This window comes from Cereibacter sp. Soil_C_27 (genome assembly GCF_057657095.1).
On sequence record NZ_JBDGJD010000006.1, the window covers coordinates 1 to 26,479 of the forward strand.

Annotated in this window: 27 protein-coding genes and 1 other RNA gene; 9 read left to right on the forward strand and 19 right to left on the reverse strand. The window is 67.4% G+C overall.

Annotated features, from left to right (window positions below; translation table 11 throughout):
* The 7 genes from AC3A5Z_RS19510 to ccoN form a co-directional block, all read right to left on the reverse strand.
* A partial coding sequence (locus AC3A5Z_RS19510) for a heavy-metal-associated domain-containing protein (RefSeq protein ID WP_487520974.1) occupies nt 1–221 on the reverse strand: 221 nt, incomplete at its 3' end.
* 3 nt (nt 222–224) lie between these two features.
* A complete protein-coding gene (locus AC3A5Z_RS19515) occupies nt 225–683 on the reverse strand; it encodes a FixH family protein (RefSeq protein WP_487520975.1) in 459 nt (152 codons plus the stop codon).
* Nucleotide 684: 1 nt separating this feature from the next.
* Nucleotides 685–2,115, reverse strand: a complete 1,431-nt coding sequence (gene ccoG / locus AC3A5Z_RS19520; RefSeq protein WP_487520976.1) for a cytochrome c oxidase accessory protein CcoG — start codon at nt 2,113–2,115, stop codon at nt 685–687.
* Nucleotides 2,116–2,341: 226 nt separating this feature from the next.
* The gene (gene ccoP, locus AC3A5Z_RS19525; protein WP_487520977.1) at nt 2,342–3,220 is read right to left on the reverse strand and encodes a cytochrome-c oxidase, cbb3-type subunit III; all 879 of its coding nucleotides are present in this window, start codon (nt 3,218–3,220) and stop codon (nt 2,342–2,344) included.
* Nucleotides 3,217–3,420, reverse strand: coding sequence for a cbb3-type cytochrome c oxidase subunit 3 (locus AC3A5Z_RS19530; protein ID WP_487520978.1), 204 nt, complete (start codon nt 3,418–3,420; stop codon nt 3,217–3,219). The genes ccoP and AC3A5Z_RS19530 overlap by 4 nt, the downstream gene beginning before the upstream one ends.
* Nucleotides 3,421–3,432: 12 nt before the next feature.
* Entirely contained in the window at nt 3,433–4,206 is a 774-nt protein-coding gene (gene ccoO, locus AC3A5Z_RS19535; protein WP_487520979.1) for a cytochrome-c oxidase, cbb3-type subunit II, read from the reverse strand.
* A gap of 12 nt (nt 4,207–4,218) precedes the next feature.
* The gene (gene ccoN, locus AC3A5Z_RS19540; protein ID WP_487520980.1) at nt 4,219–5,820 is read right to left on the reverse strand and encodes a cytochrome-c oxidase, cbb3-type subunit I; all 1,602 of its coding nucleotides are present in this window, start codon (nt 5,818–5,820) and stop codon (nt 4,219–4,221) included.
* Between the two features lie 198 nt (nt 5,821–6,018).
* Here ccoN and AC3A5Z_RS19545 point away from each other — a divergent pair, with 198 nt between their 5' ends.
* Nucleotides 6,019–6,867, forward strand: a complete 849-nt coding sequence (locus tag AC3A5Z_RS19545; protein WP_487520981.1) for a universal stress protein — start codon at nt 6,019–6,021, stop codon at nt 6,865–6,867.
* Between the two features lie 3 nt (nt 6,868–6,870).
* On the opposite strand, the gene fnrL is transcribed toward AC3A5Z_RS19545, so the two are convergent.
* The gene (gene fnrL / locus AC3A5Z_RS19550) at nt 6,871–7,617 is read right to left on the reverse strand and encodes a transcriptional regulator FnrL (RefSeq protein WP_487520982.1); all 747 of its coding nucleotides are present in this window, start codon (nt 7,615–7,617) and stop codon (nt 6,871–6,873) included.
* A 61-nt stretch (nt 7,618–7,678) separates the two neighbouring features.
* Between fnrL and hemN the strand changes: the two genes are divergently transcribed.
* Nucleotides 7,679–9,031, forward strand: a complete 1,353-nt coding sequence (hemN, locus tag AC3A5Z_RS19555) for an oxygen-independent coproporphyrinogen III oxidase (RefSeq protein ID WP_487520983.1) — start codon at nt 7,679–7,681, stop codon at nt 9,029–9,031.
* Here the strand turns inward: hemN and AC3A5Z_RS19560 are convergent, their stop codons facing one another.
* The 6 genes from AC3A5Z_RS19560 to AC3A5Z_RS19585 all read right to left on the reverse strand — a co-directional run bounded on the left by AC3A5Z_RS19560 (nt 9,032) and on the right by AC3A5Z_RS19585 (nt 16,657).
* Nucleotides 9,032–10,246, reverse strand: coding sequence for a glycosyltransferase family 4 protein (locus AC3A5Z_RS19560; protein WP_487520984.1), 1,215 nt, complete (start codon nt 10,244–10,246; stop codon nt 9,032–9,034).
* Nucleotides 10,247–10,255: 9 nt separating this feature from the next.
* Nucleotides 10,256–11,860 carry an ABC transporter ATP-binding protein gene (locus tag AC3A5Z_RS19565; RefSeq protein ID WP_487520985.1) on the reverse strand — a complete coding sequence of 535 codons (1,605 nt, stop codon included), beginning with the start codon at nt 11,858–11,860 and terminating at the stop codon, nt 10,256–10,258.
* A complete protein-coding gene (locus tag AC3A5Z_RS19570; protein WP_487520986.1) occupies nt 11,857–12,963 on the reverse strand; it encodes an ABC transporter permease in 1,107 nt (368 codons plus the stop codon). The genes AC3A5Z_RS19565 and AC3A5Z_RS19570 overlap by 4 nt, the downstream gene beginning before the upstream one ends.
* Nucleotides 12,964–14,049 carry a microcin C ABC transporter permease YejB gene (locus AC3A5Z_RS19575; RefSeq protein ID WP_487520987.1) on the reverse strand — a complete coding sequence of 362 codons (1,086 nt, stop codon included), beginning with the start codon at nt 14,047–14,049 and terminating at the stop codon, nt 12,964–12,966.
* Nucleotides 14,050–14,068: 19 nt separating this feature from the next.
* Nucleotides 14,069–15,997, reverse strand: a complete 1,929-nt coding sequence (locus AC3A5Z_RS19580) for an extracellular solute-binding protein (protein ID WP_487520988.1) — start codon at nt 15,995–15,997, stop codon at nt 14,069–14,071.
* A gap of 147 nt (nt 15,998–16,144) precedes the next feature.
* Entirely contained in the window at nt 16,145–16,657 is a 513-nt protein-coding gene (locus AC3A5Z_RS19585) for a c-type cytochrome (protein ID WP_487520989.1), read from the reverse strand.
* Between the two features lie 150 nt (nt 16,658–16,807).
* Between AC3A5Z_RS19585 and AC3A5Z_RS19590 the strand changes: the two genes are divergently transcribed.
* Nucleotides 16,808–17,611: a prephenate dehydratase gene (locus tag AC3A5Z_RS19590; protein WP_487521177.1), complete on the forward strand. Its 804-nt coding sequence runs from the start codon at nt 16,808–16,810 to the stop codon at nt 17,609–17,611.
* A 4-nt stretch (nt 17,612–17,615) separates the two neighbouring features.
* Here AC3A5Z_RS19590 and AC3A5Z_RS19595 read toward each other — a convergent pair whose 3' ends face one another.
* Nucleotides 17,616–18,089 (reverse strand): SRPBCC family protein, encoded by a 474-nt coding sequence (locus AC3A5Z_RS19595; RefSeq protein ID WP_487520990.1) that lies wholly within the window; start codon nt 18,087–18,089, stop codon nt 17,616–17,618.
* Between the two features lie 19 nt (nt 18,090–18,108).
* A complete protein-coding gene (gene nudC / locus AC3A5Z_RS19600) occupies nt 18,109–19,062 on the reverse strand; it encodes an NAD(+) diphosphatase (protein ID WP_487520991.1) in 954 nt (317 codons plus the stop codon).
* 135 nt (nt 19,063–19,197) lie between these two features.
* Here nudC and AC3A5Z_RS19605 point away from each other — a divergent pair, with 135 nt between their 5' ends.
* From AC3A5Z_RS19605 to recR, 5 genes are all read left to right on the forward strand, one after another.
* Nucleotides 19,198–19,830: an HAD family hydrolase gene (locus AC3A5Z_RS19605; RefSeq protein WP_487520992.1), complete on the forward strand. Its 633-nt coding sequence runs from the start codon at nt 19,198–19,200 to the stop codon at nt 19,828–19,830.
* Nucleotides 19,831–19,871: 41 nt separating this feature from the next.
* Nucleotides 19,872–19,969, forward strand: an RNA gene (ffs, locus tag AC3A5Z_RS19610) — signal recognition particle sRNA small type.
* A gap of 164 nt (nt 19,970–20,133) precedes the next feature.
* Complete coding sequence (locus tag AC3A5Z_RS19615; RefSeq protein ID WP_487520993.1) at nt 20,134–21,864, forward strand: DNA polymerase III subunit gamma/tau; 1,731 nt, start codon at nt 20,134–20,136, stop codon at nt 21,862–21,864.
* A gap of 12 nt (nt 21,865–21,876) precedes the next feature.
* Entirely contained in the window at nt 21,877–22,221 is a 345-nt protein-coding gene (locus AC3A5Z_RS19620; protein WP_487520994.1) for a YbaB/EbfC family nucleoid-associated protein, read from the forward strand.
* A gap of 1 nt (nt 22,222) precedes the next feature.
* Nucleotides 22,223–22,822: a recombination mediator RecR gene (gene recR, locus AC3A5Z_RS19625; protein WP_487520995.1), complete on the forward strand. Its 600-nt coding sequence runs from the start codon at nt 22,223–22,225 to the stop codon at nt 22,820–22,822.
* A gap of 347 nt (nt 22,823–23,169) precedes the next feature.
* On the opposite strand, the gene AC3A5Z_RS19630 is transcribed toward recR, so the two are convergent.
* Entirely contained in the window at nt 23,170–23,922 is a 753-nt protein-coding gene (locus AC3A5Z_RS19630) for a DUF1013 domain-containing protein (protein WP_487520996.1), read from the reverse strand.
* A 122-nt stretch (nt 23,923–24,044) separates the two neighbouring features.
* Here AC3A5Z_RS19630 and AC3A5Z_RS19635 point away from each other — a divergent pair, with 122 nt between their 5' ends.
* Nucleotides 24,045–24,665, forward strand: a complete 621-nt coding sequence (locus AC3A5Z_RS19635; protein ID WP_487520997.1) for a ribonuclease T2 family protein — start codon at nt 24,045–24,047, stop codon at nt 24,663–24,665.
* Between the two features lie 69 nt (nt 24,666–24,734).
* On the opposite strand, the gene AC3A5Z_RS19640 is transcribed toward AC3A5Z_RS19635, so the two are convergent.
* Nucleotides 24,735–25,721 carry an NAD(P)H-quinone oxidoreductase gene (locus AC3A5Z_RS19640; RefSeq protein ID WP_487520998.1) on the reverse strand — a complete coding sequence of 329 codons (987 nt, stop codon included), beginning with the start codon at nt 25,719–25,721 and terminating at the stop codon, nt 24,735–24,737.
* A 28-nt stretch (nt 25,722–25,749) separates the two neighbouring features.
* Nucleotides 25,750–26,439 (reverse strand): COQ9 family protein, encoded by a 690-nt coding sequence (locus AC3A5Z_RS19645; protein ID WP_487520999.1) that lies wholly within the window; start codon nt 26,437–26,439, stop codon nt 25,750–25,752.
* Nucleotides 26,440–26,479 lie beyond the last annotated feature (40 nt).

The following is a 26,479-nucleotide window of genomic DNA, read 5'->3' on the forward strand; positions in this document are numbered from 1 at the left end:
AGGTTCACCCTCGCCGAGCGCACGCCGGGCAGCTTCTCCAGCCCGCCCTCGACAGTGGACATGCAGGCCGCGCAATGGGCCGTGGGCAGCGACAGCATCAGCCGCGCCGAGGTTGGCGCCGCAAGCTGGGCCAGCCGCTCGGCCGAGGGGACCACGGCGCAGGCCGGGCAGGCCGAAGCGGTCTGCCCCCCGCCCGTGTCGATGCGCTCGGCGATGCTCATGGCTCAGCCCTCCACATAGAGGTCGATCCGCTGGCGGAAGGGCGTGCCATCCCGCGCGGTGGCCTCGACATGCATCATCCACTTGCCCGGCCGCAGGTCCAGCGGCGCGGTGAAGCGGCCCGCCGCCTGATTGAACTGCGGGTTGCGGTCCTCCTGCTTTTCCGTGGTGCGCCCGACCAGCACGCCCAGCGTCGCCACATCGGCAGGCCGCCCGTCGGCGCCGGTGAAGGTGAGGTGCAGAACCTTGCCGCTCTCGTCGTAATCCGCGGCCAGCGTCCAGCCGAGCGCGAGCTGCGCGGCCTTGTCGGCATCGAAGGTCTGGCTTGCGACATAGGAGTTCTCCACCTCCAGCCCCGGAAAGGTGCTGATCGCCTGCCAGGCCATCACCAGATTGACGGCGATGATGACACCGAAGGCGCCGGTGGTGATGAAGAACACTTTACGCCCGGTGATTTCCGCCATGTCACTCGCCTTTTCCGTTGAAGATCGTGTCGTGATGCACACGCTCGGTATTGCCCAGATCCTCGACCCAGAGCCGCAGGTCGCTGCGCGCGGCCAGCGCCGCCGGGCTGCCCGGGGCCGCCGTGAGATAGACGCGCTGGGTCATGGTCTGGTTGGCCGGCACCGTCACCACCTGTTCGGTCGTGCCCTCCAGCGTCAGCGCCAGATCGGCCTCGCTGGTGACCGAGATCCGGAACGGTCGGTCGTCGCCGTGCTTGTTCAGGAGCCGCACGTCATAGGTGTTGCGGATCGCCCCGTCCGACAGCGTGACATAGGTCGGGTTGCGCACCGGGGTCACGTTCACGTCGATGTCGGTGCGCAGGAACAACGCCACCACCAGCGCGGTGCCCACCCCGGCCCAGAGCCCGGTGTAGAGCAGCGTGCGCAGGCGGAAGACGTGCTTCCAGGCCGATTTCGGCTTGCCCCCGGCCCGCTCGGCCACCTCGTCGGTATAGGCGAGATAGGAGATCAGCCCGCGCGGCTTGCCGATCCGGTCCATCACGTCGTCGCAGGCGTCGATGCAGAGCGCGCAGGTGATGCATTCCATCTGCTGCCCATTGCGGATGTCGATGCCCATCGGGCAGACGTTGACGCAAGCCATGCAGTCGATGCAGTCGCCCTTGGCCGGGTCGGCGGCACCTTTGTGCAGCTTGCCGCGCGGTTCGCCACGCCAGTCGCGATAGGCGACGGTGATCGTGTCCTCGTCCACCATCGCGGCCTGGATGCGCGGCCAGGGGCAGGCATAGATGCAGATCTGCTCACGGGCGAAGCCGCCGAAGGCGAAGGTGGTTAGGGTGAGGATGGCGATGGTGATATAGGCGGCCGGATGGGCGCTGAAGGTCAGCAGATTGCGCATCAGCGTCGGCGCATCGGTGAAATAGAACACCCAGGCCCCGCCGGTTGCGAGCGCGATCAGCAGCCAGACCGACCATTTGACCAGCCGCTTGCGCAGCTTCTCGGCGCTCCAGCCCTGATGATGCAGCCGCACCCGGGCATTGCGGTCGCCCTCGATCCAGCGTTCGACGAGGATGAAGAGGTCGGTCCAGACCGTCTGCGGGCAGGCATAGCCGCACCAGACCCGCCCCGCCGCCGAGGTGAAGAGGAAGAGCCCGAGGCCCGCCATGATCAGCAGGCCGGCCACGAAGTAGAATTCATGCGGCCAGATCTCGATCATGAAGAAGAAGAAGCGCCGGTTGGCGATATCGACCAGCACCGCCTGATCGGGCAGGTTCGGGCCGCGGTCCCAGCGGATCGCCGGGGTCAGGTAGTAGATACCCAGCGTCACCGCCATGATCCACCACTTCATCGTGCGGAAGGAACCCTTCACGCGGCGGGGAAAGACCGGCTCGCGCTTGGCGTAGAGGCTGGTCGGCTGGGTATCGGGGCTGGTCACAAGCGGACTCCGGCTGGATGGGTTGGGAGAGTTCTCGGACGGAAGCGAGCCGCGGGCATTGACCTGAGTCAAAATACGCATTCGTGATACATCATTTGAGACAGGCGTCGCCCGGAGGTCTCCGCTCCGCAAGTCCGCTCACAAGCACCGGCCCCCCGCACCCGGACGCACGAAAGCGAGGGGACCGGCCGCGATCCCGGGAGGCGTGCCCCCCGGGAACCTCGTGTCACTCGCCGCCGCCGAGCCCGTGGACATAGACGGCGACCGAGCGGATGTCGGCCTCGGAGAGGCGCGGCGTCCAGTTCGGCATCACCCCGAAGCGGGCGTTGGTGACGCTGTCGGTCAGGGTCGCCTGATCGCCACCGTAGAGCCAGATCGCGTCGGTCAGGTTCGGCGCGCCGAGGCTGCGGTCGCCCTTGCCCTCTTCGCCATGGCAGGCGACGCAGTTCTCGGCAAAGACCGCTGCGCCCTCGGCGGCCAGCGCCGCATCATGCTCCTGCCCCGAGATCGCCAGAACGTGCTGGACGACCTGCCCGATCTGCGCGGGCTCGAGGATCTGGTCGGCACCGAAACGCGGCATCTCGCTGTAGCGCGACTCGGCGTCGGTGGTGTTGCGGATGCCGTGGGTGACGGTGGTGTGGATCGCCTCGATATCACCGCCCCAGAGCCAGTCGTCGTCGAGCAGGTTCGGATAGCCCTGCCCCTGCACCCCCGCCGCACCCGACCCGTGGCACTGCGAGCAGTTGGTGCGGAACACCGCGGCCCCGGCGCTGGTCGCGAACTGGTTCAGCTCGGGATCGGCGGCGATGGCCGTCAGATCGGCCTCCTCCAGCCGGGCGCGGATCGGGCCGTTGGCATCGGAGAAGCGCTGGATCTCCGAGGCGACATCGGCCCGCGTCGAGGCGCCGAGGATGCCCGGCGTCGCCCGGCTGATCATCGGCCAGGCGGGATAGGCCACGGTGTAGCCGAGCGCGAAGACGATGCAGGCGTAGAAGGTCCAGAGCCACCAGCGCGGCATCGGGTTGTTGAACTCCTCGATCCCGTCCCACGAATGGCCCGTGGTGGTCGGATCGCCGGGTTTCCGGTTGGTCGGTTTCACACTCATGTCCTCGTCTCCCTTGACGACGGGATCGTGCCGTCGCCGGCGGGTTTCGTATCGTTGCGGAAGATCGACGTGGCGGCCTCCTGATGCAGGCGGCGGCTGCCCGGGCGCCAGGCCCAGAGCACCACGCCCACGAAGAAGGCCGTCAGCAGCAGAAGCATCCAGCTGTCGGCAAACTCACGGAGCAGGCTGTAGGTATCCATGTCCCTTCCCCCTCACCGGCTGGCGTCGGGGGTGAAGGTCGAGAAGTCGACCATCGTGCCCAACACCTGAAGATAAGCGATCAGCGCGTCCATCTCGGTCAGCTGCGGCTGGCCGTCGAAGTTGCGCACCGCGATCAGCGGGTCGCGCCCGTTGGCCTGCGCCGGGTCTTCCGGCAGCATGGCGGTTTTGTAGCGCTCCACCATGCCGTCGTAGTCGGCGTTCGGATCGGCCTGCGCCCTGAAGTCCGCCACGGCGTTCTGCAGCATCTCGTCGGTATAGGGCGTGCCCAGCGTGCGGTGCACGGCCATCTCGGCCTCGATACGGCGCCCGTCGATCTGGCGGTCGAGCAGGAAGCCGTATTTCGGCATCACCGACTCCGGCACCACGGACTGCGGGTCGGTCAGGTGATCGACGTGCCAGTCGTCGGAGTAGCGCTCGCCCACCCGGGCGAGATCGGGCCCGGTGCGCTTGGACCCCCACTGGAAGGGATGGTCATACATCGATTCCGCGGCGAGGCTGTAATGGCCGTAGCGCTCCACCTCGTCGCGCATCGGGCGCACCATCTGGCTGTGGCAGACATAGCAGCCCTCGCGGATGTAGATGTCGCGCCCGGCGAGCTCCAGCGGGGTGTAGGGACGCACGCCCTGCACTTCCTCGATGGTGTTCTCGAGGTAGAACAGCGGCACGATCTGCACCAGACCGCCGATGGTGACCACGAGGAAGCTGAGGATCAGCAGCAGCGTGGCATGGGTTTCGATGACTTTATGCTTGTCGAGAAAGGCCATTGTTCCCTCCGGTCATTCAGCGGGAACAGCCGACGGCGTCGTCACCCGGGCGGGAGACGAGGTCGCGGTTTTCCACAGGTTGTAGCACATGATGAGCGCGCCGGAGAGATACATGACCCCACCGAGGCCCCGGACGACATACATCGGGAACTTGGCGGCGACGGTGTCGGCGAAGGCGTTGACGAGGAAGCCATTGGCATCCACCTCGCGCCACATCAGACCTTCCATGATGCCGGTGACCCACATCGACGAGGCGTAGAGCACGATGCCGATGGTCGCGAGCCAGAAGTGCCAGGAGACCAGCGTCAGGCTGTAGAGCCGCTCGCGGTTCCAGAGCTTCGGCGTCAGGAAGTAGAGCGCGCCGAAGGTGATCATGCCGTTCCAGCCGAGCGCGCCGGAATGGACGTGTCCGATGGTCCAGTCGGTATAGTGCGACAGCGAGTTCACCGCCTTGATCGACATCATCGGCCCTTCGAAGGTCGACATGCCGTAGAAACCGATGGAGACCACCATCATCCGGATCACCGGATCGGTGCGCAGCTTGTCCCAGGCGCCCGAGAGCGTCATCAGACCGTTGATCATCCCGCCCCAGGACGGCATCCACAGCATGATCGAGAACACCATGCCCAGCGTCGCGGCCCAGTCCGGCAGCGCGGTGTAGTGCAGGTGGTGCGGACCGGCCCAGATGTAGAGGAAGATCAGCGCCCAGAAGTGGACGATCGACAGCTTGTAGCTGAAGACCGGGCGTTCGGCCTGCTTCGGCACGAAGTAGTACATCATCCCGAGGAAGCCCGCCGTCAGGAAGAAGCCCACGGCGTTGTGGCCATACCACCACTGCACCATCGCATCCTGAACGCCCGAGAAGACCTGCACGGATTTGGAGCCGAGGAAGGAGACCGGGATCGAGAGGTTGTTGAAGATGTGCAGCATCGCCACGGTGACGATGAAGGAAAGGTAGAACCAGTTCGCCACGTAGATGTGGGGTTCCTTGCGCTTGATGATCGTGCCGAGGAACACCAGCAGATAGGCGACCCAGACCACCGTCAGCCAGAGGTCGATGTGCCATTCCGGCTCGGCATATTCCTTCGACTGCGACCCGCCCAAGAGATAGCTGGTGGCGGCGAGCACGATGAAGAGGTTGTAGCCCCAGAACACGAACCAGGCGAGGTTGCCGCCGAACAGCCGCGCAGCGCTCGTGCGCTGCACCACGTAGAAGCTCGTGCAGATCAGGGCGTTGCCACCGAAGGCGAAGATCACCGCCGAGGTGTGCAGCGGCCGCAGCCGTCCGAAGTTCAGATAGCCCTGCGACCAGTCGAAGTTCAGCTCCGGAAAGGCGAGCTGGAACGCGATGAAGGTACCGACGAGAAACCCGACGACCCCCCAGAAGGCGGTGGCCACGACCCCGTAGCGGATCACCCCGTCCATGTATTCGGTCTGGAGGACCGGCGTCCTGTCATCGCCCATCGAGCGAAGCGTCCAGAGGAAAACGATGCCGGCGGCCAGCATGACCTCGACTGCGTTCACCATGAATGCGAGGTCGTGCGCGCGGTTGGCCACGATCGCGGCACCCAGCGCGATCAGGCCAAGCACGACCAGCTTTATGTAATCCCACATTGTGCGTCCCTTCGTCTGTCCGGTCCGACTCGGGTGTCGGCCGACGTTATCGACAGCGCTGTATGTGATGGCATACCGCTCTGACTGCCTTGATCCACATCAAGACTTTCCGTTCTGCAGCTTGATCCGAGTCAAGGAAACAAGGGGATTGGCGGCCCTATAAGTGCGGGCACCAGAAATTTCCAAGGAGGATCTGCAATGGCCTACAAATCCATTCTGACCGTTGCGACCGCAGCCGACAGGATCGATCCCGCCCTTTCCGTCGCCGCCCGTCTGGCGATGGCCGCGGATGGGCATCTGGATGTTCTGGCTCTGGGCATCGATACGACGCAGGTAGCCTATTACAACATGGGCGGCACCGCGGTGGTGCTGCAGATGGCGCTGGAGCGTGCCGAGACCGAGGCGCAGGGCATCGAGACGGCGGCCAATACCGCGATCGTCGCCCAGCCGGTCGGGCTGCGCGCCTCGGTCGAGGCGGCGGTGGCGCAGCTCGGGGGGCTGGGCGGGCTGGTCGGCATGCGGGCGCGCTTCGCCGATCTCGTCGTGCTGGGCCGGCCCTACGGCAAGGGCCGCGGCCCCGAGGCCGAGGCGGTGGTTGAAGCCGCGCTCTTCGACGGGCAGGCGCCGGTTCTGGTGCTGCCCGACGATCCGGCGCTCAGCGCCAGCATCGGCACCCGCATCGTCATCGCCTGGGACCAGAGCCGCGAGGCGCTGACCGCGATCCGCCGCGCCCTGCCCTTCCTCGTGCGGGCCGAGATGGTCAATGTCGTGGTGGTCGATCCGTCGGCGCATGGGGCCGAGCGCTCCGACCCGGGCGGCATGCTCTGCCAGATGCTGGTGCGCCATGGGGTGCGGGCCGAGGTTTCGGTCGTGGCCAAGACGCTGCCGCGCGTGTCAGACGTGCTGGCGCGGCATGTGCGCGACCTGAACGCCGATCTTCTGGTGATGGGCGCCTACGGCCATTCGCGCTTCCGCGAGGCCATTCTTGGCGGCGCCACTCGTGACCTGCTCGAACTTGCCGAAGTCCCGGTCCTGATGGCGCACTAGGCGTCAGACGAGGAAGCCGCCGTCGCTGTCGTCGCCGGCTTCCTCGAGCAACCTGCCGAGGTCATGGACGATGACATGACGCTTGCCTTCGAGCGCGATCACCCCATCGCGCTTGAGCGCCGAGACTTGCCGGCTCACGGTCTCCAGCGTAAGCCCCAGATAATCCGCCATTTCCTCGCGCGTCAGCGGCAGATCGAAGACCAGAGGGCCCTTGGCATCGCGCAGCTTCAGCGAGGCGTCGCGGCGGGCGATGATTGCCAAGAGGCTCGCGATCTTCTCGCGCGCGGTCTTGCGCCCCAGCAGCAGCATCCATTCCCGCGCCGCGTCGAGCTCGTCCAGCGTCATCTCGAGCAGACGCTGCCCGACATGCGGCGTGGCGATCATCATCTCCTCGAAGGGCTTGCGGCGGAAACAGCACATCAGAAGGTCGGTGGTCGCCGTCACGTCATAGGCCACGGTCTGCCGTCCGGGCCGCCCGACGAAATCCGACGGCAGCAGAAGCCCGACCATCTGGCGGCGCCCGTCCTCCATGGTCTGGGTCAGCGTGGCAATGCCGGTGACGACAGAGGCCACGAAATCCATCTTGTCGCCGGACCAGATCACCGTCTGACCGGCCTGATAGGAACGGTAATACTTGATGTTCTCGAGAAGCGCGAGCTCGTCGGTATCGCAGCGCGCACAGACCGCCCTGTGGCGGATGGGACAATCGCCACATCCTCCATGCAGCGTGGGAACTTCGTGCAGCGCCATGCCTTAACCTCGTTTGATCTGTATCAAAGCCATAGCCGAGTTTCGGCAATAACGAAAGTCGATGCAGTCTCAACCCGATCTCGCACGTCTTGGGCTCTTCGACGCCCGTGTACCGCGGTATACGAGCTACCCGACAGCTCCGCACTTCGGACGGGCGGTCGATGGCCGCGCCTTATGCGACTGGATTTCTGCCATTCCCGGCGGTTCGTCGCTCTCGCTCTACCTCCACGTTCCCTTCTGCCGACGGCTCTGCTTTTTCTGTGCCTGCCGCACGCAAGGCACGAGTTCCGACGCTCCGGTGCGCGCTTATGTCGCAACGCTCAAGTCCGAGATCGCGCTCCTGAAGGCCCGTCTCGCGCCGGGGGTCACACTTTCGCGGCTGCATTGGGGCGGTGGCACGCCGACTCTCATCCCCGCCGATCTGATGCGCGAGCTGGCGGCGGCGATCCTCGACGCGGTGCCGATGGGCAAGGGCGCCGAGTTCTCGGTAGAGATCGACCCGAACGAGATCGACGATGCCCGGCTCGATGCGCTGGCCGCGGCGGGGCTGACCCGGGCCTCGATCGGCATCCAGGATTTCGACCCCGAGATCCAGCGCTCCATCGGCCGCGAGCAGAGCTACGAGCTGACGCGCGACGTGATCGAGGGGCTGCGCCGGCGCGGCATCCGCAGCCTGAGCGCCGATATCCTCTATGGCCTGCCCTCGCAGACCACGGGGCGGATCGCCGATTCGGTGCAGAAACTGCTGTCGCTTTCGCCCGACCGCGTCGCGCTCTATGGCTATGCCCATGTGCCGTGGATGTCGCGGCGGCAGCTGATGATCGCCACCGATACCGTGCCCCGCGCCGAAGAGCGGCTGCATCTGTTCGAGGTGGCGCGCGACCTCTTCACCTGGGACGGCTATCGCCAGATCGGCATCGACCATTTCGCCCGCCCGGGCGACGGGCTGGCGGTGGCGCAGGCCGTCGGGCGGCTCCGGCGCAACTTCCAGGGCTATACCGACGACACGGCGCCGGTGCTGGTCGGTCTCGGCGCCTCGGCCATCTCGCGCTTTCCGCAGGGCTATGCCCAGAACGCGCCGGGCACGGCGGACCACATGAAGGCGATCAGGGCGGGGCATTTCTCCACCGCGCGCGGGCATGTCTTTCTCGGCGAGGACCGGCTGCGCGCCCGGATCATCGAGGCGCTCATGTGCGATTTCCGGGTGAACCGGGATGAGCTCATGCTGCTCGACACCACGCCGGAGCGGGTGCAGGCGCTGTTCGACAGGGCGCTGGCGGCCTTCCCCGGGCTTCTGGAGCAGGATGCGCGCGGGTTGGCGATCCCGCCCCGGGCGCGGCTCCTGACGCGGATGATCGCCCGCAGCTTCGACGCCTATGACCAGAGCCGACTGCAGCACAGCCCTGCGTTCTGATCAGCCGTGCCGCTCCACGAACTCGACCATGCGCGGCAGGCAGACGCCGCGCAGATCATAGCGCTCGAGGATCGTCCGGCGCGCGGCGGCGCGCAGCGGGGCGAAGCGCTCCGGCTCGGCCAGAGCCTCGGTCAGGGTGGCGCACCAGCCGGCGATGTCGAAGAAATCGACCAGCCGCCCGTTCACCCCGTCCTCGATCACCTCGGCCACCGGCGCGGTGGCGGAGCCCACCACCAGCGCCCCCGCCGCCATCGCCTCGAGCATCGACCATGACAGCACGAAGGGATAGGTCAGATAGGCATGCGCCCGGCTGACCTGCATCAGCGCGCGGAAGGTCGGATAGGGCACCTTGCCAAGGAAATGCACCCGGTCGAGATCGAGCCCGCCCCGCACCTCCGCCAGAAACCGCTCCTTCCAGCTGCCCTCGCGCGGCGCCTGCCCATAGCTGACACCGTCGCCGCCGACGATCACCACCTGCGCCTCGGGCCGCGCCCGCAGCACCTCCGGCAGGGCGCGCATGAAGCTGTGATAGCCGCGGTAGGGTTCCAGATTGCGGTTGACGAAGGTCAACACCTCGTCGCCTGCGCGCAGCACCCGCCCGCCCGGCAGCGTGACGCTGGCCGTGGCATCCGGTGCCATCACCGCGGTATCGACGCCGTCGTGGATCACCTCGATCATCCGGCGCAGCGGCGGCGGGTAGGTGCTGGCCTGCCAGCCGGTGGGAGAGACCCCGGCATCGGCATGCAGCAGCGCCTGCCCCAGATGCGCCGTGCGGCCCTGTGCCACCATCACCGCATCGAAGCCGCGCTTGTCGAACTCCGGATCGAAGCCCACATCCTGCCCACGCCCGGAATAGTAGAATTCGGCATAGACCAGAAGCTTCGCCTCGGGCCAGACTTCCTTGAGGAACAGCGTCTCGCCCCAGCCGGAATGGCCGAAGATCACGTCGGGCACATAGCCCTTGGCGCGCAGTTGCATCGCGGCGCGGGCGGTGCTGACGCCGCGGTCGCTCATCTGGGTGAAGTTGCGCCCGAGCCGCGTTGCCGCCGGGTCGGGCAAGGGCACCTCGTGGCGATAGCGCAGCGTCCGGGTGCTGGAGGGCCGCTGGTTGGCCACATCGGTCAGGGCGAGACAGTCGTGCCCCCGACGCTGCAGCTCCGGCGCGAGATGCAGGAACTGGCCGGGGAAGTTCTGGTGGACGAACAGGATCTTCATCGCGCCGCTCTACACCGCCTCGGGAACCGCCTGCCCGAAGGCCGCTGCCAGCAGGGTGCGGGTGTATGCGTTCTGCGGGGCGGCGAAAACGGTGGCGCTGTCGCCCTCCTCGACCACATCGCCCTCCTTCATCACCATCACCCGGTGCGACAGGGCCCGCACCACCCGCAGGTCGTGGCTGATGAAGAGATAGGCCAGCCCCCATTTGCGCTGCAGGTCGCGCAGAAGATCGACGATCTGCACCTGCACCGTCATGTCGAGCGCGCTGGTCGGCTCGTCCAGCACCACCAGCTTCGGCCGCAGGATCATGGCGCGGGCGATGGCCACGCGCTGCCGCTGCCCGCCGGAGAATTCGTGCGGATAGCGCCCCATCGCCGCCGGGTCGAGCCCGACCTCGGTCATGATCTCGGCCACCATCTCGCGCCGGTTGCGCCCCGGCTCCAGCCCGTGCACGCCCAGCCCCTCGGCGATGATCTGTTCCACCGTCATGCGCGGGCTGAGACTGCCGAACGGGTCCTGGAAGACGATCTGCATGTCGCGGCGCAGGTCGCGCATCTGGCGGCTGCGATAGCCGCTGATGTCCTGCCCCATGAAGACCACCGGCCCCTCCGACGCGATCAGCCGCATGATCGCCAGCGCCAGCGTCGTCTTGCCCGACCCGCTCTCGCCCACTACCCCCACCGTCTCGCCGGCGCGGATCGCCAGCGTGGCGTCGTTCACCGCCTTCACATGGCCGACGGTGCGCTTCAGCAGGCCGCGATGGATCGGGAACCAGACCCGCAGGTTGCGGGTGCTGACGATCTCGGGCGCATCGGCGGGCACCGGGTCGGGGCGGCCCTGCGGCTCGGCGGCGAGCAGCTTGCGGGTATAGGGGTGCTGCGGATCGGCGAAGATCTGCGCCGCCGGGCCCTGCTCGACGATCTCGCCGCCCTGCATCACGCAGACCCGGTCGGCGATGCGCCGCACCACGCCGAGGTCATGGGTGATGAACAGAAGGCTCAGCCCTTCCTTCGCCTTCAGCTCGGCCAGAAGATCGAGGATCTGCGCCTGGATCGTCACGTCGAGAGCGGTGGTCGGCTCGTCGGCGATCAGCAGGTCTGGCCCGTTGGCGAGCGCCATCGCGATCATCACCCGCTGCCGCTGCCCGCCCGAAAGCTGGTGCGGATAGGCGCCGAGCCGGCTTTCCGCCTCGCGGATGCCGACCTTTTCCAAGAGGTCCAGCACCCGCGCCCGCGCCTTGGCGCCGGTCAGCCCCTGATGCAGCGCGAGGCTTTCGCTCAGCTGCCGCTCGATCGTGTGCAGCGGGTTCAGCGAGGTCATCGGCTCCTGAAAGATGAAGCTGATGTCGTTGCCACGCACCTTCCGCAGCAGCGGCTCCGCCGCCCCCACCATCTCCTGCCCGTTGTAGCGCACCGAGCCGCCGCGTTCGGCGCTGTCGGGCAGAAGCGCCACGGTGGACAGCGCGGTGACGGATTTGCCCGACCCGCTCTCGCCCACCAGCGCCACGGTCTCGCCCTTGTCGACGGTGAAGCTCACGCCCTTCACCGCCTCGATCACCCGCCCGTCCTGCCGGAAGCGGACCGTGAGGTTCTGCACGTCGAGAACGGCGGTCATCTGAACGTCTTTCGCGGGTCGAAGGCATCGCGGATGCCCTCGAAGATGAAGACCATCAGGCTCAGCATGATGGCGAAGGCGAAGAAGGCGGTGAAACCGAGCCACGGCGCCTGCAGGTTCTGCTTGGCCTGCAGCGTCAGCTCGCCCAGCGACGGTGCGCTGGCCGGCAGGCCGAAGCCGAGGAAGTCGAGCGCCGCGAGGCTGCCGATGGTGCCGGTGATGATGAAGGGCAGCATGGTCAGCGTGGCGACCATCGCGTTCGGCAGCACATGGCGGAACATGATCACCCGGTCAGAGACGCCGAGCGCCCGTGCGGCGCGGACATATTCGAAGTTGCGGGCGCGCAGGAACTCGGCCCGCACCACACCGACGAGCCCGGTCCAGCCGAAGAACACCATCAGCCCGACCAGCAGCCAGAAGTTCATCTGCCAGATCGCCGCGACGATGATGATGACATAGAGCGACGGCGTGGAGCCCCAGAGCTCGATGATGCGCTGGAAGATCAGATCGGTCAGCCCGCCGAAATAGCCCTGCACCGCCCCCGCCGCGATGCCGATGACCGAGGTCAGCGCGGTGACGATCAGCGCGAAGGCGACCGACAGCCGGAAGCCGTAGATCACCCGCGCCAGCACGTCGCGCGCCGTGTCATCGGTGCCGAGCCAATGCTGCGCATCGGGGGCCGAGGGCGCGGCGCCGCCGATGTCGTTGATCGTGTTGTAGCTGTAGGGGATCGGCGGCCAGAGCATCCAGCCGGTCTGCACCGGCTGGCCGTCCACCGTGCCGCCCTTGGCCTCGGCCATCACCCCTTCGGGGTCGTCCCAGCAGGCCTCGCTGCCCGCGGCGACGATCAGGCACTGCACCTCGGGGTCGCGATAGGCCGCTTCGGTCTGGAAGTCCCCGCCGAAGGCCGTCTCGGGGTAGAAGCTGCGGATCGGCAGGTAGTACTCGCCCTTGTAGTTCACGATCAGCGGCTTGTCGTTGGCCAGGAGCTCGGCAAAGAGCGACAGGCCGAACAGCAGCGAGAAGACCACCAGCGACCAGAAGGCCCGGCCGTTGGAGCGGAAGTTGCGCCAGCGGCGCTGGTTCAGCGGCGACAGCGCCATCTAGCCCCTCGTCTCGAAATCGATGCGGGGGTCGATCCAGATATACATCAGGTCCGACAGGATCCCCATCAGCAGCCCCATCAGCCCGAAGACGAAGAGCGTGCCGAAGATCACCGGATAATCCCGCGCCACCGCCGCCTCGAACCCGAGCCGCCCCAGCCCGTCGAGCGAGAAGATCGTCTCGATGATCAGGCTGCCGCCGAAGAAGACCGAGACGAAGACCGAGGGGAAGCTGGCGATGACGATCAGCATGGCGTTGCGGAACACATGGCCGTAGAGCACCCGGCCCTCGCTCAGCCCCTTGGCCCGCGCCGTCATCACATATTGCTTGCGGATCTCCTCGAGGAAGCTGTTCTTGGTCAGCAGCGTCAGCGTGGCGAAGGCCGAGATGGTGGAGGCCAGCACCGGCAGGGTGATGTGCCAGAAGTAATCCACCACCTTGCCCCAGAGGCTCAGCTGGTCCCAGTTGTCCGAAGTCAGGCCGCGCAGCGGGAACCACTGCCAGTAGGAACCGCCCGCGAAAAGCACCAGAAGCAGGATGGCGAAGAGGAAGCCCGGGATCGCATAGGCGATGATGATCGCGCCGGAGGTCCAGGTGTCGAAGCTGGAGCCGTCGCGCACCGCCTTGCGGATGCCGAGCGGGATCGAGATCAGGTAGGCGATCAGCGTCGACCAGAGCCCGAGCGAGATCGAGACCGGCATCTTCTCCAGCACCAGATCCACCACCGAGATCGAGCGGAAGTAGCTCTCGCCGAAGTCGAAATGCAGGTAGTTCCACATCATCGTCAGGAAGCGTTCCAGCGGCGGCTTGTCGAAGCCGAACTGCCGCTCGAGATCGGCGATGAACTCGGGCGGCAGGCCGCGCGAGCCGACGTAGCGTTCATCCGTGCCGAAATCCTGCGGCGCCCCGCCCGCGTCGCCCCCGCCCGCGATGGTCTGGAAGGCATCGCCGCCACCCTCGAGCCGGGCAAGCACCTGCTCGATCGGGCCGCCCGGCACGAACTGGGTCAGGACGAAGTTGATGACCATGATACCGAACAGCGTCGGGATGATCAGCAGCAAACGCCGGAGGATATAGGCACCCATGTGGGGGAACTGCTCTTTCTTACCGCAACACACCCGCCGTCTTCAGCGCGGCGGCTTTGTCGGCGTTGTACCACCAGAAGGCCAGTTCGCCCAGAGCATAGGGCGGCAGCGTCTCGGGATGCTCGTACATGTCGTAATAGGCGACGGTGTGCGTGCTCTTGAACCATTGCGGCACCCAGAAGCGTTCGGCGCGCAGCACCCGGTCCAGCGCCTTGGTGGCCACCGTCAGCTCGTCGCTGGTCTTCGCCGCCAGCACCACCTCGATCAGCCTGTCCACCACCGGGCTCTTCAGCCCCATCATGTTGAAGCTGGACACATCCGCCGTGCCCGATCCGTAGAACTGCTTCAGCTCCGACCCGGAGATGTAGTTGGTCGTGGCGTTGCCGGTGGCGATGTCGAAATCGTAGCTCGGCGGGCGGGTGCGGCTTTCGAGTTGCGCGTTGTCAACTTTGGTCATCAGCGCGTCGATCCCGAGCGCACGCAGGTTCTCGATGAAGGGGTTGATCACCCGGTCGAAGGTCTGGCTGTCGTTCAGGAACTCGACGCGCAGCACCTCGCCCCCGGCGTTGCGCCGTAACCCATCGGAGCCAACCGGCCAGCCCGCCTCGTCCAGAAGCTTGCTGGCGCGGCGCAGGTTGCCGCGATCCAGCTGCCGCTCGCCCGAGGTGGGGGCCATCACCGGAGGCTCGGTGAGGATCGCGGCGGGCAAGAGCCCCTCGTTCACCAATGGCTGCAGGATCGCCACCTCTTCCGGCGAGGCAGGCCCCTCGGCCTCGAGATAGCTGTTGTCCCAGAGCGAGTTCACCCGCTCGTAGATTCCGTAGAACAGCGTCTGGTTCGACCATTCAAAGTTGAACATCAGCCCCACAGCCTCGCGCACGCGGGGGTCCTGGAACTTCTCGCGGCGCAGGTTGAACATGAAGGCCTGCCCGGAGGCCTTGGCGCCCGAGGGCAGCTCGGCCTTGATCACGCCGCCGTTCTGCACCGCCGGAAAATCGTAGCCCGTGGCCCAGAGGATCGCGGAAGCCTCGTTGCGGAAGGTGTAGCTGCCGCCCTTGAAGCCTTCGAAGGCCGCGTTGTAATCGGCGTAATATTCGATGCGGATGCGGTCGAAGTTGTTGGTGCCGCGGTTGATCGGCAGGTCGTTGCCCCAATAGTCGGGGTTGCGGCGATAGACGACGGTCTGGCCGGTCTTCATGCTGTCGAGCAGATAGGCGCCCGAGCCGAGGAAGGGCGTCAGGCTGCTCTGCTCCAGATCGAGCCCGTTCGCCTCGTAATGCGCCTTCGACAGCACCGGCAGGCCGCCAACATCCTGCGGCAGGTCGCGGGTGGGGATGCCCTGCTTGAAGGTAAACTTCACCCGATGCTCGCCCAGCGCCTCGGCGCTTTCGACCTGCGTGGCAAAGACGGTGCGGAAATCGGTCAGGCCCTTGGCCAGGAATGTCTCGTAGGAGAAGACCACATCGGCGGCCGTCACCGGCGAGCCGTCGGAGAACCTTGCCTCGGGCCGCAGGTTGAAGATCACCCACGAGCGGTCCTCGGGATACTCCAGCGTCTCGCAGAGCAGGCAATAGGCCGCGCCGATCTCGTCTGCGGTTCCGGTGAGCAGGCTTTCGAGGCTGATGCTCGACAAGGCCGCAGCCCGGCCCTTCACCGAATAGGGGTTCATCGAATCGAAGCCGCCGAAGGCCCATTCGGCGATCTCGCCGCCCTTGGGCGCCTCGGGGTTCACATAGTCGAGATGCTGGAAATCGGCAGGATATTTCAGATCGCCGAAGGTCGAGATGCCATGCGCCTTGATGACGGTCTGCTCCGTCTCCTGTGCCTGAGCCGCGACCGCCCAGCCCGCCAGCACCAGCATTCCGAGACCCGCCACCAGCCAGGGCCGCGCATCAGGACGGTCAGCGGTTCTGACCCCGACGTGCGACGTGCGCTGCTGTCTCTTCATGCCGTTCTCCCCTCTGGCGCTTCCAAACCTACAATCATGCTAAAACGCGGATTGTCGATGGCTCAAGTTGCGATTGCGTGAAGCGTCGGCGGTAGAAAGCAAGAGGCCGCCCCGAAGAGCGGCCCTGCAGTGGAATGCGGCGGTGGCTTACTGGACCGTCGCGAGATAGGCGACCAGATTGGCGCGGTCGGTATCCTTGGGCAGACCGGCGAAGGTCATCTTGGTGCCGGGGACGTAGCCCTTGGGGTTCTGCAGGAAGGCGTTCAGCTCCTCGCCGTTCCAGGCCTTGTCGGCATGGCTCATCATCCCGTCGGAATAGGCGAAACCGGCAACCGAGGCGACCGGACGATCGACCACGCCGTTCAGGTGCGGACCGGTGGCATCGCCGCCATCGAGCTTGTGACAGGCCGAGCACTTGGCGAAGACCTTCTGCCCCGCAGCCGGGTCGGCCGCCGCCAGCAGGTCGGCGAAGGGCACCGCCGCTTCGGCCTCGGCCTCGGGGGCCGCGCCAGTGTCGATCACATAGGCCTGCTGTTCTTCGCCACCATGCCCGCCACCAACAGAATACAGGGTCTCCCCGGCCCACCCGCCCAGGAGAAACACCAGCAGCGCGCCGCAGCCCGCGCCAACCACCTTGGTGCTAGTCATCGTGTCGAACATGTCGCGTCCACCTCTGGCTTCCAATCCGGGGGTATCTACCTGCTTCCCCCCCTCCCTTTCAAGGTGTAGTAGCGAAAACCTACGCGCAAGTTACGGGGTTTTGAGGTGGAGCAGGGCACGACAACCGGACGGATTGCCTTCCAGGGCGAGCTGGGGGCCTATTCTCACGAGGCATGCCGGCAGGCGCGCCCGTCGATGGAGGCCGTTCCCTGCCGGACCTTCGAGGATGCGATCGAGCTGGTGCGCGGCGGCGAGGCGGACCTGGCGATGCTGCCGGTCGAGAATTCCACCTATGGCCGCGTGGCCGATATCCACTCGCTGCTGCCCGGCTCCGGGCTGCGGATCATCGACGAGGCCTTCGTCCGCGTCCACATCAACCTCCTCGCCCTGCCCGGCACGCCGCTCGAGCAGATCGAATCCGCGATGAGCCACACGGTGCTGCTGGGCCAGTGCCGCAGTTTCCTCAAGACGCACAACCTGCGTGCCGTCACCGGCGCCGATACCGCGGGGTCTGCCAAGCTGGTGGCCGAGTTCGGCGATCCGAAGATGGCGGCGCTGGCCTCGGAGCTGGCGGGCGAGATCTACGGGCTCGACGTGGTGGCGCGGCAGATCGAGGATCAGTCGAACAACACCACTCGCTTCCTCGTCATGGCGCGCGAGGCCGACTGGACCCGGCGCGGGCCGGGCAAGATGGTGACGACCTTCACCTTCCGCGTCCGCAACATCCCGGCGGCGCTCTACAAGGCGATGGGCGGCTTTGCCACCAACGGCATCAACATGACCAAGCTGGAAAGCTACATGGTCGGCGGATCGTTCATCGCGACCGAATTCTACGCCGACATCGAGGGCCACCCGGAGGATGACAACGTCGCCCGGGCGCTGGACGAGCTGCGCTATTTCACCAGCCAGCACGAGATCCTCGGCGTCTACCCGGCCCATACCGGGCGCGGCTGACGCCTCAGGCCTTGCGGCCGCGCTTGAAGCGGTCCTCGACCTCGGCGGCGAAGCGGGCGATGCGCTGCTCGTAGCCCTTGGCGAGCTTGGCCTTGCCGAGCTTCACCGACTGCAGCAGGATCCGCGCCGAAAGCGTGCGCGGCCGCGCCTCGGAGATCACCGTGACCCGGGTGCGGCGCGGGCCGAGTTCCAGCAGGTCGATCTCCAGCACCCCCTCGAAGGAGCTGCCCGTCCCGGCGAAGCTGAGCCGCTGCGGCACCTCCATCTCGGTCAGCCGCAGATGGCCGCTGCGCTCCTTGCCGCGGAAGGTGAACTGCACCTGCCAGCCCATCCCCGGCGCGGGCACGCCGTTGTCGTCGAGCCGCTGCACATCGGCGCCCCGCCGAAGGGCGGTGCGTTCCCAGGTGTCGAAATCGCAGAGCGCCTCGAAGACGAACCCGATCGGCGCCTCGACATCTTCCCGCGTGCTCAGCCTCATGCCGTCTCCTCCGCTCGTCTCAGTCCAGCCGGTCCGCAAGCCAGTTGGACATCAGGAAATGTGCGATAGCCCCCTTGCGTGCGGGCCTCACCGTCGGATGCGCCCCCGCCATCACCGTGACCATTTCTTCCCGCGTGATCCAGAGCGCATGTTCCAGCTCCACCGGATCGAGGGTGATCGCGTCGCTCCGCGCGATGCCGTGGCAGCCGATCATCAGCGACGCCGGGAAGGGCCAGGGCTGGTTTGCGAGATAGCGCACCTCGCCCACGCGCACCCCCGCCTCCTCGAAGACCTCGCGCCGCACGGCGGCCTCGATGCTCTCGCCCGGCTCGACGAAGCCCGCGAGGCAGGAATACATCCCCTCCGGCCAGCCCGGCGAGCGGCCGATCAGCGCGCGGTTGCCGTGGGTGACCAGCATGATCACCACCGGATCGGTGCGCGGGAAGTGATGCGCGGTGCAGACCGTGCAGCCGCGCTGCCAGCCCGCCATCGCCGGCACCGAGGGCGCGCCGCAGGTCGAGCAGAAGGCGTGGCTGCGGTGCCACTGCACCAGCGCCTTGGCCGTCGCCGCCAGCTCCGCCTCGCGCGGCGTGAGCTGCAGCATCACCCCGCGCAGCTCCCCGAAGGCGAAATCGTCGCCGAGCCCCGGGTGGCTCTGGAAGGACGGATCGAAGAAACCCGCCTGCACCGCCTCGGCCCCCGCCTCTGGCGACCAGTCTGAGATGTCCACGGCAAAGCGCGCCACCCCCTCGTCGAGCCCGAGAAACACCGGCGCCGCTCCGCCGGCCAACACCGGGCTCTCGGCCCCGATCCAGCCCAGCGCCGCCCGGTCGCGGAACAGCGGCTTGCCGCGCCAGACGGGCAGCACCTGCCCCTCGGCCAGCAACATGGCCATCTTCCCGGCATCGCCCCGCAGCTCTGCCGCCCGCTCCAGCCCCGAGCCGCCGAAGGTCACCGTCTCCGCAATCCGCATTCCGCCCGCCTCTCGCCGCCCTTTTCCCCTCATGCCACGCCGCCCCGGCAGAGGCAAACGCGGCGCCTCCCCCGCTTCGCCCTTCCGAAGACGGCGCCGATGGGCTAGGTCAGCGGCAGACGGAAGGAAACTTACATGTTCGATGCAGTGATCTTCGACCTCGACGGCACGCTGATCGACACCGAGAGCCTCGCCATGGCCTCGGGGATCGCCGCCTTCGAAAGCCTCGGCCAGCCGATCGGGCCCGACTTCATGCACGGGCTGGTCGGCAAGGACACCCGCACCGGGGCGAAGATCATCGCCGCCGCCTTCCCCGATCTCGATCTGGCCGAGCTCGACCGCCGCTGGACCGACGGCATGCGGGCGCGGATGGAACAGGGCCTGCCGCTGAAGCCGGGGGTGGAGGAGCTGCTGTCGCGCCTCGCCCTGCCGCGCGCCATCGCCACCTCGAGCGCCCGCGAGGCGGCACGGGTGAAGCTCGGCCTCTCCGGCCTCGCCCCGCGCTTCGAGCATGTGGTGACCTATGACGATGTGAGCGCCCACAAGCCCTTCCCCGACCCCTATCTGCTGGCCGCCCGGCTGCTGCAGGTCGATCCCGCGCGCTGCGTCGTCTTCGAGGACAGCGACGTGGGGGCCGAGGCCGCCCATGCCGCCGGGATGCATGTGATCCAGGTGCCGGACGTGACGGCGACCGAGGGGCGCTTCGCGCATCTGGTGGCGACGGACCTGCTGTCAGGGGCGATCGCGGTGGGGCTCCTGCCCGAGTAAGCCAGCCTTGCATTGCCCGGCGGACCGGCCTATATCGGCGGTGAGAGGTTGGCGCGGGCGAGCGCCTCGCCAACCCGGTCAGGTCCGGAAGGAAGCAGCCGTAACGAGCCCCGCTTGGGTCGTTGTCAGCCTCTCACCTCTTCACCCCCGTCGCCGGTCGCCGCCCAAAATCCTTGCCAAGGATTTTGGCAAGAGTTTTGCGAAAACTCTTGCCCCCGCCTCCCCCGCGCGCCGCCTTCGGGTGGACGCCGCCGCCCCCCCGGCCTAATCTTCCCGCTCGAATCCCGAATTGCCAGAGGCCCAATGTCCGACGCACCCGAGCAAGGCTATCAGGTTCTCGCCCGCAAATACCGCCCGCAGACCTTCGCCGACCTGATAGGTCAGGACGCGATGGTGCGGACGCTGAAGAATGCCTTCGCCTCCGACCGCATCGCACATGCCTTCGTGATGACCGGGGTGCGCGGGGTGGGCAAGACCACCACCGCCCGGATCATCGCCAAGGGGCTGAACTGCACGGGCCCCGATGGCACGGGCGGCCCCACGACCGAGCCCTGCGGCGCCTGCGACGCCTGCCGCGCGATCTCCGAAGGCCGCCATGTCGACGTGATGGAGATGGACGCCGCCAGCCGCACCGGCGTGGGCGACATCCGCGAGATCATCGACTCGGTACATTACCGGGCGGCATCGGCGCGCTACAAGATCTACATCATCGACGAGGTCCACATGCTCTCCACCAGCGCCTTCAACGCGCTGCTGAAGACGCTTGAGGAACCGCCCGCCCATGTGAAGTTCATCTTCGCCACCACCGAGATCCGCAAGGTGCCGGTCACAGTGCTGTCGCGCTGCCAGCGCTTCGATCTGAAGCGGATCGAGCCCGAGGTGATGATGGCGCATCTCTCCAAAGTAGCCGGGATGGAGAAGGCGAGCCTCGCGCCCGACGCGCTGGCGCTGATCACCCGCGCGGCGGAAGGCTCGGTGCGCGACGCGATGAGCCTGATGGATCAGGCCATCGCCCATGGCGCGGGCGAGACCTCGGCGGCGCAGGTGCGCGCCATGCTGGGGCTGGCCGATCGCGGCCGGGTGCTCGACCTCTTCGACATGATCATGAAAGGCGAGGCGGCCGAGGCGCTGACCGAGCTTTCGGGCCAATATGCCGACGGTGCCGACCCGATGGCGGTGCTGCGCGATCTGGCCGAGATCACCCATTGGATCTCTGTCATCAAGATCACGCCCGAGGCCGCCGAAGACCCGACCACCCCGCCCGACGAACGCTCGCGCGGGCTCGACATGGCCGGGCGGCTGCCGATGCGGGTGCTGACGCGGATGTGGCAGATGCTGCTCAAGGCGCTGGAAGAGGTGGCGCTGGCCCCAAACGCCATGATGGCCGCCGAGATGGCGGTGATCCGCCTGACCCATGTCGCCGACCTGCCCGACCCGGAGACGCTGATCCGCAAGCTGCAGTCGACCCCCGCCCCCGCCGTGATCGCGCCGGGCGGCCCCTCCGGCGGCGGCGCGCCCGCGCCCGCCACGCGGATGCAGGGCCCGACGCGCACAACCCATGCTTCAGGCGGGGCCGCCCCTGCCGTGGCCGTGGCGCAGGGTGCGCCGATCACCTGCCAGAGCTTCGATCAGGTGGCCGAGCTGATCCGCGGCAAGCGCGACATGAAGCTGCTCTACGAGATCGAGACCTGCCTGCGCCTCGTCCGCTTCGCGCCGGGCCGGATCGAGTTCGAGCCGACCGCCGATGCCGCCCCCGACCTTGCCGCACGGCTGTCGCAGCGGCTGCAGGGCTGGACCGGGATGCGCTGGGGCGTGTCGGTGGTGAACACCGGCGGCGCGCCGACGCTTGCCGAGGAGCGCGACAAGGGGCGGCTTGCGGAAGAGGCGAAGGCGCTGGAAAACCCGCTGGTCATGTCGGTGCTGGCCGCCTTTCCGGGTGCGCGGATCTCCGAGATCCGCAAGCCGCAGGAACTGGCGGCGGTGGAGGCGCTGGCGGAAGTCGAGGATGAATGGGATCCCTTCGAGGATGGCTGAAAGGATGACGGTATGCTGAAAGGTTTGGGCGGGCTTGGCGACATGGCCAAGATGATGAAGGCCGCGCAGGGGCTGCAGGAGAAGATGGCGCAGCTGCAGGAGGATCTGGAGAAGATCACCGTGACCGGCGAATCCGGCGCGGGGCTGGTGAAGGCCACGGCGACGGCCAAGGGCGAGCTGACCGGGCTGGAGATCGACCCGTCGATCTTCGTCGCCTCCGAAAAGGAAGTCGTGGAGGATCTGATCCTTGCGGCGATCAAGGATGCGCAGCAGAAGGCCTCGGCGCGGGGCCAGGCCGAGATGGCCAAGCTGACCGACGGGATGGGCCTGCCGCCGGGCATGAACCTGCCGTTCTGACATGGCCGAAGCGCCGGGCGACATCGAGCAACTCATCGATCTGATGGCGCGTCTGCCGGGGCTCGGGCCCCGCTCGGCGCGGCGCGCGGTGCTTTTGATGCTGAAGAAACGGGGGGCCGTGATGGCCCCTCTGGCCACCGTCATGGCACAGGTTGCGGTCTCGGCGCGTGACTGCACCAGATGCGGGAATATCACCAACTCCGAGCTCTGCGAGATCTGCCGTGACGAGCGGCGGGCGACGGGCGAGCTCTGCGTGGTGGAGGATGTGGCCGACCTCTGGGCGCTGGAGCGCGGCGGCGCCTTCAAGGGCCGCTACCATGTGCTCGGCGGCACGCTTTCCGCGCTGGACGCGGTGGGGCCGGAGGAGCTGCGCATACCACAACTTGTGGATCGCGTGGCGGATGAGGGCATATCCGAGGTTATCCTCGCGCTCAACGCCACGGTGGACGGCCAGACCACCGCGCATTACATCGCCGATGTGCTGACCGCCTCGGGCGTGTCGCTGACCTCGCTTGCGCAGGGCGTGCCGATCGGGGGCGAGCTGGATTACCTCGACGACGGGACGATCGGCGCGGCGCTCAGAGCGCGGAAGCGGTTCTGAGCGGCGGGCCAGATGTAGATGTCTTGCGGTTTTATCGGGAATGCACAGGCGATGCACGGATGATGCACGGGCTGTGCAGATTGGGAGCGGTGTATGGAGGCCCCCGGGTGGCGTGGGGGGGGTGGGGTGAAACCCCACCCTACGATCGAAGCACGGCGGTGGTGGAGCGGGAGAAGCCCGGGCGCCGGCGGAATGGGGTACGCGGGGGTGACGCCAAAGTGAATGATGCGGTGCCGCCGGTGGGGCAGTGGGTGTGCAAGGGATGCACACGCTACTGGCGGGAAGGGGCAAAGAAAAAGCCCCGGGGGTCCGGGGCTCTGTCGTCGGAGTGACGATGACAGCGGCGCTCAGCGCTTGTCGTCCTCGTCCTCGTCTTCCTCGTCATCGCCATGCGGCAGGTTGAAGAAGCTGTCCGCGTCGGAGAAGTCGGCGGGCTTGGCCTCTTCCTCGGTGCGGCGGAACTGTTCCAGACCGGCGAGGCTGGAGGGGATGCGGGGCTCTTCGGACATGCCGAGCGACTGTTCGGTCGAGACCAGCTTGCGCCGCTCGTCATCGGTCATCACCGAGCCTTCGGCGGCCTTCTTGCGGGCGGCGGCCTGCACCGCGGAGTCGAGTTCGGACTGCTTGCAGAGGCCGAGCGCCACCGGGTCGATCGGGGTGATGGAGCCGATGTTCCAGTGGGTGCGCTCGCGGATCGACTGGATCGTCGGCTTGGTGGTGCCCACCAGCTTGCCGATGGCGCCATCGCTCAGCTCGGGGTGGAACTTCACCAGCCAGAGGATCGCGGCCGGACGGTCCTGCCGCTTGGAGAGCGGGGTGTAGCGCGGACCGCGGCGCTTTTCCTCGCCCACGGCGGCGGCGTTGAACTTCAGCTTGAGCCGGTAGAGCGGGTCCTTCTGGCCCTTCTCGATCTCGATCGGATCGAGCTGGTTGTTGGCGACCGGGTCGAAGCCCTTCACGCCCGTGGCCACGTCGCCGTCGGCGATGCCCTGCACTTCCAGCTCGTGCATGCCGCAGAATTCGGCGACCTGTTTGAAGGTGAGCGTCGTGTTGTCGACCAGCCAGACGGCGGTTGCCTTGGACATCAGTGGCTTGTTCATCGGACGATCCTTTGCAAATCTCTCCCGTGCCGGGAAAACGGCTGCGGCGGTCGCCGCGTCTTCTCGTTTTCAGGGAAGTCAGCGGGCTGTATAATCTCGAATCCGGTCAAGGAAAAGCGAAAATGCGTTGGGTGATTGCGTGGCTGGGGCTCTGCGGGGCGGCACTTGCCGAGGGCGAGCAGGCCGGGGACTTCGATTACTACGTGCTGTCGCTGAGCTGGCAGCCGACCTGGTGCGCGCTGGAGGGGGCTGCGCGGGGGGCGGAGGAATGCACCTGGGGTCAGGGCTTCGTGCTGCACGGGCTCTGGCCGCAATACGAGCGGGGCTGGCCCTCCTACTGTGCGACGATGGAGCGCGACCCGCCGCGGCGGCAGACCGAGGCCATGGCCGACGTGATGGCGCCGGGGCTGGCGTGGCATCAGTGGAAGAAGCACGGGCGCTGCTCGGGCCTGCCCGCCGCCGATTATTTCGCGCTGATGCGGGAGGCGGCGGAGCGGGTGGCGGTGCCGGAGGTGTTCGACCGGCTGCGGCAGGATCTGGCGCTGCCCGCCAGCGTGGTGGAGGACGCCTTCCGCGAGGCCAACCCGGGGCTGCGGCGCGACGCGATCACCGTGACCTGCGAGGCGGGGCGGATCCAGGAAGCGCGGATCTGCCTGACGCCCGACCTCGACTTCCGCGACTGCGGCGCGGACGCGGTGCGCGACTGCCGGCTGACGGATGCGGTGATGGACGGGGTGCGGTAGGGCCGATGCTGTGCTCCCCGCCGGCGTCGGAGCCTCCGGCGGGGATATTTGAGGACAGAAAATGCCGGATCAGAGCTTGAGGACGATCTTGCCGATATGGTCCGAGCTCTCCATCCGGGCGTGCGCTTTTGCCGCGTCTTCCAGCGGATATTCGCTGTCGATCAGCGGGCGCAGCGCGCCGCGGGCGATCATCGGCCAGACGTGGGTCTCGAGCTCGGCGGCGTAGCGGGCCTTGGCGAGATCGCTCTGCGGGCGCAGGGTGGAGCCGGTGATGGTGAGGCGGCGCATCATCACCTCGGCGAAGTTCAGCTCCACCTTCGGTCCGGTGAGGAAGGCGATCTGCACGAGGCGGCCTTCCATCGCCAACGCCTTCACGTTGCGCGGCAGGTAGCTGCCGCCGACCATGTCGAGGATCAGGTCGGCCCCGCCCTCGGCCTTGAGGATCTCGACGAAATCCTCCTCGCGGTAGTTGATGGCGCGGTCGGCGCCGAGGCCGAGGCAGGCCTCGCATTTCCCGGCCGAGCCCGCGGTGGTGAAGACGCGGGCGCCGAGTGCCTTGGCGATCTGGATCGCCGTGGTGCCGATGCCGGAGGAGCCGCCGTGGACGAGGAAGCGCTCGCCCGCCTTCAGCCCGCCGCGCATCGCCATGTTGGACCAGACGGTGAAGCAGGTCTCGGGCAGGCAGGCGGCCTCGCGCAGGCCGAGGCCCTCGGGGATCGGCAGGGCGTGGGCGGCGTTGGTGACGACGTATTCCGCATAGCCGCCGCCGGGCAGCAGCGCACAGACCGCGTCGCCCACCGACCAGCGGCTGACGCCGGGGCCGATGGCAGCGACATGGCCGGAGCCTTCGAGACCGGGCAGCGGCGAGGCGCCGGGCGGCGGGGCATAGGCCCCGGCCCGCTGCAGCGCATCGGGGCGGTTCACCCCGGCATAGGCCAGCTTGATCAGGATCTGGCCATGCAGCGGCACCGGCAGCGGCAGGGTGGCGGGGCGCAACGCCTCCGGTCCGCCGGGCTCGGGGATGGCCATGGCGCGCATGTCTTCGGGCAGGGTCATTCGGGGACTTTCGGTAGGGAGAGGGGGATCAGCGACGGCTCTGGCCGGGCAGGTCGGCGGGCAGGTTCGGGGCCTTGATCCGGTCGATCAGCTTCATCGGGCCGGCGACCAGCGCCTTGACCAGCGGATTCTTGACGGCATCGGCCTTCAGCTTCTCGAAGCGCATCACGTTCTCGATGCGGCGGTCGAGGAACTCCCATGTCGCGAAATGGCCGGGGCTGTCGTCGCCCAGCCAGTAGAGCACGGTGGAGCCGTAGACCGCCGAGAGAGTGGCGCGCTTGGTGTACCAGTTCACGTCGCGCGAACTGTCGCCGAGGGCGGTCCAGATCCTGTCGGCAGTGCCCCAGATCGCGGCGGCGCCGTCGGCGGCATGCTGGGGCAGCGAGAACAGCGTCGAGCCGCGCCGCACCAGTTCCTTGTCCTCCACCGCCTCGAGCCGGAAGCGGATCAGCGCCGCGACCCGTTCGGAGTAGCGCATCATGCCGAGATTGGCATTCGCCGCCTTCTCCTGCATGGCCGCGTCGCCGCGGGCGTGATAGGCCAGCGCCAGATCGACGCCGCCGCGCGGGAACAGCGCCTTGGCCAGACCGGGGGCCACGCCCGAATCGCGCACGGCGGCGCGCAGGGTGGCCTCGGACCAGCCGTCGAAGGGCACATGCAGCAGCGCTGCGTCGAGAATGGCGTTTTTCGCCGTTTCCAGTCCGTCTTCCGCTTCCATTGCCGTCTCCTTTGCGGTTCGCGAGGTGGACAAGCCACCC

Bases quoted from the DNA above. Each gene is read 5' to 3' on its own strand.
- AC3A5Z_RS19515 (WP_487520975.1), bottom strand. From the start codon at position 683: ATGGCGGAAATCACCGGGCGTAAAGTGTTCTTCATCACCACCGGCGCC.
- AC3A5Z_RS19640 (WP_487520998.1), bottom strand. From the start codon at position 25,721: ATGACCCTGCCCGAAGACATGCGCGCCATGGCCATCCCCGAGCCCGGC.
- AC3A5Z_RS19620 (WP_487520994.1), top strand. From the start codon at position 21,877: ATGCTGAAAGGTTTGGGCGGGCTTGGCGACATGGCCAAGATGATGAAG.
- nudC (WP_487520991.1), bottom strand. From the start codon at position 19,062: ATGCGGATTGCGGAGACGGTGACCTTCGGCGGCTCGGGGCTGGAGCGG.
- AC3A5Z_RS19545 (WP_487520981.1), top strand. From the start codon at position 6,019: ATGGCCTACAAATCCATTCTGACCGTTGCGACCGCAGCCGACAGGATC.
- AC3A5Z_RS19615 (WP_487520993.1), top strand. From the start codon at position 20,134: ATGTCCGACGCACCCGAGCAAGGCTATCAGGTTCTCGCCCGCAAATAC.
- hemN (WP_487520983.1), top strand. From the start codon at position 7,679: ATGCAGTCTCAACCCGATCTCGCACGTCTTGGGCTCTTCGACGCCCGT.
- AC3A5Z_RS19605 (WP_487520992.1), top strand. From the start codon at position 19,198: ATGTTCGATGCAGTGATCTTCGACCTCGACGGCACGCTGATCGACACC.
- AC3A5Z_RS19645 (WP_487520999.1), bottom strand. From the start codon at position 26,439: ATGGAAGCGGAAGACGGACTGGAAACGGCGAAAAACGCCATTCTCGAC.
- ccoP (WP_487520977.1), bottom strand. From the start codon at position 3,220: ATGAGTGTGAAACCGACCAACCGGAAACCCGGCGATCCGACCACCACG.
- AC3A5Z_RS19570 (WP_487520986.1), bottom strand. From the start codon at position 12,963: ATGGCGCTGTCGCCGCTGAACCAGCGCCGCTGGCGCAACTTCCGCTCC.
- ccoO (WP_487520979.1), bottom strand. From the start codon at position 4,206: ATGGCCTTTCTCGACAAGCATAAAGTCATCGAAACCCATGCCACGCTG.
- AC3A5Z_RS19595 (WP_487520990.1), bottom strand. From the start codon at position 18,089: ATGAGGCTGAGCACGCGGGAAGATGTCGAGGCGCCGATCGGGTTCGTC.
- AC3A5Z_RS19580 (WP_487520988.1), bottom strand. From the start codon at position 15,997: ATGAAGAGACAGCAGCGCACGTCGCACGTCGGGGTCAGAACCGCTGAC.
- fnrL (WP_487520982.1), bottom strand. From the start codon at position 7,617: ATGGCGCTGCACGAAGTTCCCACGCTGCATGGAGGATGTGGCGATTGT.
- AC3A5Z_RS19630 (WP_487520996.1), bottom strand. From the start codon at position 23,922: ATGAACAAGCCACTGATGTCCAAGGCAACCGCCGTCTGGCTGGTCGAC.
- AC3A5Z_RS19585 (WP_487520989.1), bottom strand. From the start codon at position 16,657: ATGTTCGACACGATGACTAGCACCAAGGTGGTTGGCGCGGGCTGCGGC.
- AC3A5Z_RS19575 (WP_487520987.1), bottom strand. From the start codon at position 14,049: ATGGGTGCCTATATCCTCCGGCGTTTGCTGCTGATCATCCCGACGCTG.
- AC3A5Z_RS19530 (WP_487520978.1), bottom strand. From the start codon at position 3,420: ATGGATACCTACAGCCTGCTCCGTGAGTTTGCCGACAGCTGGATGCTT.
- AC3A5Z_RS19560 (WP_487520984.1), bottom strand. From the start codon at position 10,246: ATGAAGATCCTGTTCGTCCACCAGAACTTCCCCGGCCAGTTCCTGCAT.
- AC3A5Z_RS19635 (WP_487520997.1), top strand. From the start codon at position 24,045: ATGCGTTGGGTGATTGCGTGGCTGGGGCTCTGCGGGGCGGCACTTGCC.
- ccoN (WP_487520980.1), bottom strand. From the start codon at position 5,820: ATGTGGGATTACATAAAGCTGGTCGTGCTTGGCCTGATCGCGCTGGGT.
- recR (WP_487520995.1), top strand. From the start codon at position 22,223: ATGGCCGAAGCGCCGGGCGACATCGAGCAACTCATCGATCTGATGGCG.
- AC3A5Z_RS19565 (WP_487520985.1), bottom strand. From the start codon at position 11,860: ATGACCGCCGTTCTCGACGTGCAGAACCTCACGGTCCGCTTCCGGCAG.